This window comes from Acinetobacter sp. UBA3132 (genome assembly GCF_002364825.1).
Classification (GTDB): Bacteria; Pseudomonadota; Gammaproteobacteria; order Pseudomonadales; family Moraxellaceae; genus Acinetobacter; species Acinetobacter schindleri.
The window spans coordinates 26,843-32,620 of sequence record NZ_DEZM01000228.1 but is presented as its reverse complement, the minus strand read 5'-3'; the positions used below and the strand labels follow the sequence as shown (position 1 = coordinate 32,620).

Annotated in this window: 6 protein-coding genes and 1 pseudogene; 3 read left to right on the top strand and 4 right to left on the bottom strand. The window is 42.5% G+C overall.

The window, feature by feature from the left end; all coding sequences use genetic code 11:
* The 3 genes from sohB to B4033_RS12695 all read left to right on the top strand — a co-directional run.
* A partial coding sequence (gene sohB, locus B4033_RS12705) for a protease SohB (protein WP_286834502.1) occupies nucleotides 1–790 on the top strand: 790 nt, incomplete at its 5' end.
* Nucleotides 791–898: 108 nt separating this feature from the next.
* Nucleotides 899–1,360, top strand: a complete 462-nt coding sequence (locus B4033_RS12700) for a hypothetical protein (protein WP_286834500.1) — start codon at nucleotides 899–901, stop codon at nucleotides 1,358–1,360.
* Nucleotides 1,361–1,387: 27 nt separating this feature from the next.
* The gene (locus B4033_RS12695) at nucleotides 1,388–1,624 is read left to right on the top strand and encodes a hypothetical protein (RefSeq protein WP_286834499.1); all 237 of its coding nucleotides are present in this window, start codon (nucleotides 1,388–1,390) and stop codon (nucleotides 1,622–1,624) included.
* A 64-nt stretch (nucleotides 1,625–1,688) separates the two neighbouring features.
* Here the strand turns inward: B4033_RS12695 and B4033_RS12690 are convergent.
* The 4 genes and pseudogenes from B4033_RS12690 to mnmA form a co-directional block, all read right to left on the bottom strand.
* Nucleotides 1,689–2,330: pseudogene (locus B4033_RS12690) on the bottom strand (DUF2238 domain-containing protein).
* Nucleotides 2,331–2,420: 90 nt separating this feature from the next.
* Nucleotides 2,421–3,809 carry an adenylosuccinate lyase gene (gene purB / locus B4033_RS12685; protein ID WP_004810482.1) on the bottom strand — a complete coding sequence of 463 codons (1,389 nt, stop codon included), beginning with the start codon at nucleotides 3,807–3,809 and terminating at the stop codon, nucleotides 2,421–2,423.
* 56 nt (nucleotides 3,810–3,865) lie between these two features.
* On the bottom strand, nucleotides 3,866–4,597 hold the full coding sequence (hflD, locus tag B4033_RS12680) for a high frequency lysogenization protein HflD (protein WP_286834497.1): 732 nt from the start codon (nucleotides 4,595–4,597) through the stop codon (nucleotides 3,866–3,868).
* Nucleotides 4,598–4,610: 13 nt separating this feature from the next.
* A complete protein-coding gene (gene mnmA, locus B4033_RS12675) occupies nucleotides 4,611–5,744 on the bottom strand; it encodes a tRNA 2-thiouridine(34) synthase MnmA (protein ID WP_286834496.1) in 1,134 nt (377 codons plus the stop codon).
* Between the last annotated feature and the right edge of the window lie 34 nt (nucleotides 5,745–5,778).

Genomic DNA, 5,778 nt, shown 5'->3' with positions numbered 1-5,778 from the left:
AATCTACGTGCTCGATTTTAAAGGAGATACTGCTGCTTCTGCAGTTGAACAGCTACGTGAAGAAATTACCCTGGTTCTGGCAACGGCAAAAGCTGGACGCGACCGTGTAATCGTACGCTTGGAAAGTCCAGGTGGTATGGTGCACGGCTATGGTCTGGCAGCTGCCCAACTGGTGCGATTACGTGAAGCAGGATTCCATTTGACGATTTGCGTCGATAAAGTCGCTGCTAGCGGTGGTTATATGATGGCATGTATTGCCAGCGAAGTTATTTCTGCCCCGTTTGCGATTGTGGGTTCAATTGGTGTAGTTGCTCAAGTGCCGAACTTTAACCGTCTGTTGAAAGACAACAAGATTGACTTTGAACTGTTTACGGCAGGTGAGTACAAACGTACCGTAACCATGTTCGGGGAAAATACTGAAGAAGGTAAAGCCAAGTTTGAAGAAGAAATTCAGCAAACGCATGCGCTATTTAAGCACTTTGTAGAAAAGTATCGTCCGCAACTCAATGTTGAAAAAGTGGCAACAGGTGAGCACTGGTATGGCCAGGATGCGCTGGATCTAAATCTGGTGGATAAGCTGCAAACATCGGATGAGTATGTGTTGGGTTTATTGCCTCAGCATGATGTGTATACGATCAACACACGTAAGAAACCAACTTTAGGTGAAAAACTGGGTTTGCAGGCAGCACAAATTGCTGATTCTTTGATCCCTGCAGTGATGAACAAAGTAGTCGACACGCTGACGAAAGCCAATTCGAATCTGGTTCAGATGCGTGATCCGAAACTTTAATTTATTGCTCTGAAAATGATATGGAAAGCTCACTTCGGTGGGCTTTTTCATTTTTGAAATCAAATCATTATGATATAAGTGAAGTACTTTGATTGAGTCTAGGCTCATATGCTCACGTTTATTTTATTATTGGGATTCTTTAGCATCGTGTTTATTCCGATGTTATGTATGCTCTATGCTGAAGCCAAACTCATAAATAATGATTCGAAGAAGATTCTGTTTTGGCTGAGCTTTCTACCTGGTGCATGTATTTTTCTGTTATATGGTGTTTTAAAGCCAAATAATCCACCCGTTACTCCATCGAAAGAATGTGGTGTGGTGCAGTCTTATCAGGTATATAAAACTCGAGGTGGAACTCAGCATGAAAGCCTAATCATTCGCTTCAATGGTGCCAAGTATAGTCGTTATTTATATTTCGATAAGGATTCTGAGAAAATGCCGAAAGGGCAAAGGGTCTGTTTTGAGTATTTAGATAAGTTTAAATACCCACACTTGTCAAAATCTAAGTTTGTTAAATGGATTGACCCCACTGAAATGCCGACCATCACTGAAGCTAATCAGATAAAATAAAGCATATTTTACTGTTAGAGCAGAAACATGGCTGTCGCTGAAGCATATCTTGCAACGCAAAACTGTTATTTTAATTACGAGTTTGAAGAATTGAATTTAGAGGATTTTCCTGAGGAGTTATCTGTGTCACTGCGTGGCATGATGTTCCGCCATGAAATTCAATATCCTGATGCAATCTATTTCATTTATTACAGCGAGATATTGACGGGGAGTGAATTGCAAAAAATGAAAGATGATTGGAAGCGATATTGCCCACTTCCATAATTGAAAAACATGAAGGTAATTAAATCCATGATTCAAAACTTTAATTCATGATGATCTAAAAAGCTCATTTTAATGAGCTTTTTTTATTTTGTGAAATCAGCATCAGTGCACCCGTAAACATCGACCCAACTGTTGCTAAAAACATATCTTTATGTGCATCCCACATGTCGCCTTGCTGACCATTATAACTTTCTGCCTGGTCAGGGGATAAGCCAATCGCAATCAGCCATTCGATCCATTCATAAATCAGACTGGTTGCCATGACAAATTAAATGACTAACAAAAAAACTGTGAATGGTTTTTGCTGCGGCAGCCAGACCTGAAATAGCCGGTAAAATACTGGGTAAAGTAGAAGGCCAAAAGCTAGGTGCACAAAACGGTCAAACATGTTGCGTGACCAGCCCATGGCAGTATTCAGGTCAAAGCCAAAGAGTATCTGAGTCCATTCATTATAAGGTACATAAGAATACAGATAATGTGCAGCAACCACATGAATCAGCAGAAAAGCCAGATAAAGGTTGAAACTGAAAAAGCTCAATCCGATTTTATACAGGCACAAGATCAACATAACGATCATAAAAACCGTACCTGTTTGATGGAGCAGATAAGATTCCATTTCTAAAGGATGAATACTGGCAAAGATAATCGCAATTGCCAAAATCCCTAAACTAACAAAATGTTTGCTGCTTAATCGATGATCCATCATCTATTTCTATATCATTTTTCTTAAAGTTAGACATGATTATAAATAAAAAAAGCGAAGCCGGAGCTTCGCTTTTGGTCTTAATTGTCTAAATTAGATTTTAGCGATTAAGTCTTTAATTTGTTTTGCTTGTTCAGATGCATTACCTGTATAGGTTGCAGGTGTCATTTCAGCCAAACGAGCACGATCTGCTGCAGGAACAGCTTCTAATTCGTTACCGTTTACGAAATCAACCATCATGTCACGAGTCATTGCCTGACCACGAGTCAATGCTTTTAATTTTTCGTATGGTTTTTCAACGTTATAACGACGCATAACCGTTTGAATTGGTTCAGCCAAGACTTCTTGAGCATTGTCTAAGTCTTCATCAATACGTGCAGCATTCAGTTCAAGTTTACCCACGCCTTTTAAGCAAGCTTCAAACGCGATCAAGCTTTGCGCAAAACCTACACCCATGTTACGAAGAACAGTTGAGTCAGTCAGGTCACGCTGCCAGCGAGAAATAGGCAGTTTTTCACCTAGATGCGCAAGAACTGCATTGGCAATACCTAAGTTACCTTCTGAGTTTTCAAAATCAATCGGGTTAACTTTATGCGGCATAGTTGAAGAACCCACTTCGCCTTCTTTTAGTTTTTGCTTGAAGAAACCGAGCGAGATATAACCCCAAACGTCACGGTTAAAATCGATCAAGATGGTATTGAAACGACGAAGCGCATCAAACAGTTCCGCCATGTAGTCATGTGGCTCGATCTGAGTGGTGTACGGATTAAAAGTCAAACCTAAAGATTCAACAAATGCTTGTGAATGCGCAGGCCAGTTGATGTCTGGGTAAGCTGAAAGATGCGCATTGTAGTTACCCACTGCACCATTAATTTTGCCCAGTAGCTCAACTTGTTTGAACTGTTTGATTTGACGGGCAAGACGGTAAGCCACGTTCGCCATTTCTTTACCCAAAGTGGTTGGGCTCGCTGTTTGACCATGTGTACGAGACAACATTGGTTGGTCAGCATGTTTTTCAGCTAATGCAACAATTGAATCAATGATTTGTTGCATAGACTCAACCAGTACATCACGACCGCTTTTCAGCATTAATGCATGAGACAGGTTATTGATGTCTTCAGAAGTACATGCAAAGTGAATGAATTCGCCTGCATTTTTCAGTTCTTCAATGCCTGCAATTTTTTCTTTCAGGAAATACTCAACCGCTTTTACGTCATGGTTAGTCGTACGCTCAATCTCTTTAATGCGGTTTGCATCTTCTTCAGAGAAATTTGCAACGATCGCATCAAGTGCTGCATTGGTTTCAGATGAGAAAGCTGGCACTTCAGTGATTTCAGGACGGTTGGCAAGCGCTTGTAACCAACGCACTTCAACAGTCACACGAGCATGGATCAGACCAAACTCAGAAAGAAAAGGGCGCAGCGCATCACATTTGCTAGCGTAGCGTCCATCTAATGGAGAAAGTGCAGTTAAAGCGTTCATATCGATTCCCTAAATTTTGGAATTAAACGAAAAACGAGATACGCGTACAGCATCAGTTAAACTGCCTGAAACTGTAAGCGCGCGAGATTTTGGATATCCTGTAGCAGCTTGCGCTTGCCAAAAACCATACCCCAGGAACTGCCGCCGAGTTGATGCCATAGGTGCGCCATCTGCAGGCCAGTAAACAATGAAGCACGAATACGGTTGGTGTGACCGGCATCTTTAAAGGCTTCAGCATTGCCACGCACCATAATGCGCGGATTAATCTGTCCGGCAGTATCCACATAGGTTTGTGCGAGATTGGCAATGATGCTGGGGTGCATATAGTTATTATCGAAAAAGGAGAGCTGTCTTAGAATTTTTTGCTGGGATTGTTCAATAATTTCAACAAATTTAGGATTGCTGTAGACCTTCTTTTCTAACTGAAGAAGTGCCATCGCATAGCTCATAGGAAGTTTGGTGCTGGAAAGTTTTGGAATTCTGGATTTTGGGCTGGTATCGAAGGGTTGAGTAATGGAACTTTCTAAGGTCTTTAATCCGAGAGAAATATCAGCCAGCTGATTAAACAAATCCAGGGTCTGGACATTGAGCGAGCCGCTTGGTCGGATATTTAAACTGGCTTTAATCAGCTGTTCAAAATAGAAATTACCACTTTCCCCAATGCTTTGCTGACCGGTTAAAGCAGTCATATGGGTCAGCTGGGTGGCCTGAAACACACCCGCTAACGCCAAAGCACGGTTTTGACGAACATTCAACGCTGTGGCCTGTTGAAAAGGTAATTTCGTCATGCCGACCTCATCCTTATATAAAATCAGGTTTAGGTGCATTGGTATGATGAATCACACCGCCACCCAAACATACTTCACCTGAGTAGAACACCACGCTTTGACCTGAGGTCACAGCTCGTTGTGGCTGATCAAATTCTACCCGAACACCTTGGGGTGTTTCTGGATCCTTATAAATGGTACACGCTTGATCAGGCTGACGATAGCGGGTTTTTGCTGTACAGCGGAAACCTGATTCAGAGATCTCCTGCTCACCAGCTACCCAGTCAATCGCTTCACTCCAAAGCATGGTGCTTTGCATTAGTGGATGTTCATGGCCCTGACCAACCACGAGACGGTTACCCTCGATATCTTTGTGCAGTACAAACCAGGCACCTTCTTCAGCGCCTTTCATACCGCCAATGCCGATCCCGCCGCGTTGACCGAGCGTATAGTACATTAAGCCGTGATGTTCACCAACCTCTTTACCGTCTTCTAGCACGATTTTTCCGGGTTGTGCCGGCAAATATTGCTTCAAGAAGTCATTAAAGCGGCGTTCACCAATAAAACAGATGCCCGTCGAGTCTTTCTTCTTCGCTGTAGCAAGACCTAATTCTTCTGCAATTTTACGCACTTGCGGCTTTTCAATTTCACCCACTGGGAACAAAGTCTTGTTAATTTCACGACCATGAACGGCATGCAGGAAGTAAGTCTGGTCTTTATTGTTGTCTACGCCACGCAATAAAGGTGCATATTGATCACCTTTAGAATTGGTCATGGTTTCACCACGACGACAATAGTGACCAGTTGCAATAAAGTCGGCACCCAGGTTGATCGCATGATCCAGGAAGGCACGGAATTTAATTTCTTTATTACATAAGATATCCGGGTTTGGGGTACGGCCGGCCGCATATTCAGCCAGGAAATGCTCGAATACGCGATCCCAATATTCCATCGCAAAGTTGGCAGTATGCAGTTTAATTCCGATCTTGTCACAAACGGCCTGAGCATCGGCAAGGTCATCCATTGCCGTGCAGTATTCTGTGCCGTCATCTTCTTCCCAGTTTTTCATGAAAAGACCTTCAACCTGATAACCTTGTTGAAGTAGAAGTGCTGCAGACACAGATGAATCTACACCACCAGACATTCCGACGATGACACGTTGTTGCATAGGATTAGGCATCCAAATTTGAAATTAAGGGAGA

Bases quoted from the DNA above. Each gene is read 5' to 3' on its own strand.
- purB (WP_004810482.1), bottom strand. From the start codon at position 3,809: ATGAACGCTTTAACTGCACTTTCTCCATTAGATGGACGCTACGCTAGC.
- hflD (WP_286834497.1), bottom strand. From the start codon at position 4,597: ATGACGAAATTACCTTTTCAACAGGCCACAGCGTTGAATGTTCGTCAA.
- B4033_RS12700 (WP_286834500.1), top strand. From the start codon at position 899: ATGCTCACGTTTATTTTATTATTGGGATTCTTTAGCATCGTGTTTATT.
- B4033_RS12695 (WP_286834499.1), top strand. From the start codon at position 1,388: ATGGCTGTCGCTGAAGCATATCTTGCAACGCAAAACTGTTATTTTAAT.
- mnmA (WP_286834496.1), bottom strand. From the start codon at position 5,744: ATGCAACAACGTGTCATCGTCGGAATGTCTGGTGGTGTAGATTCATCT.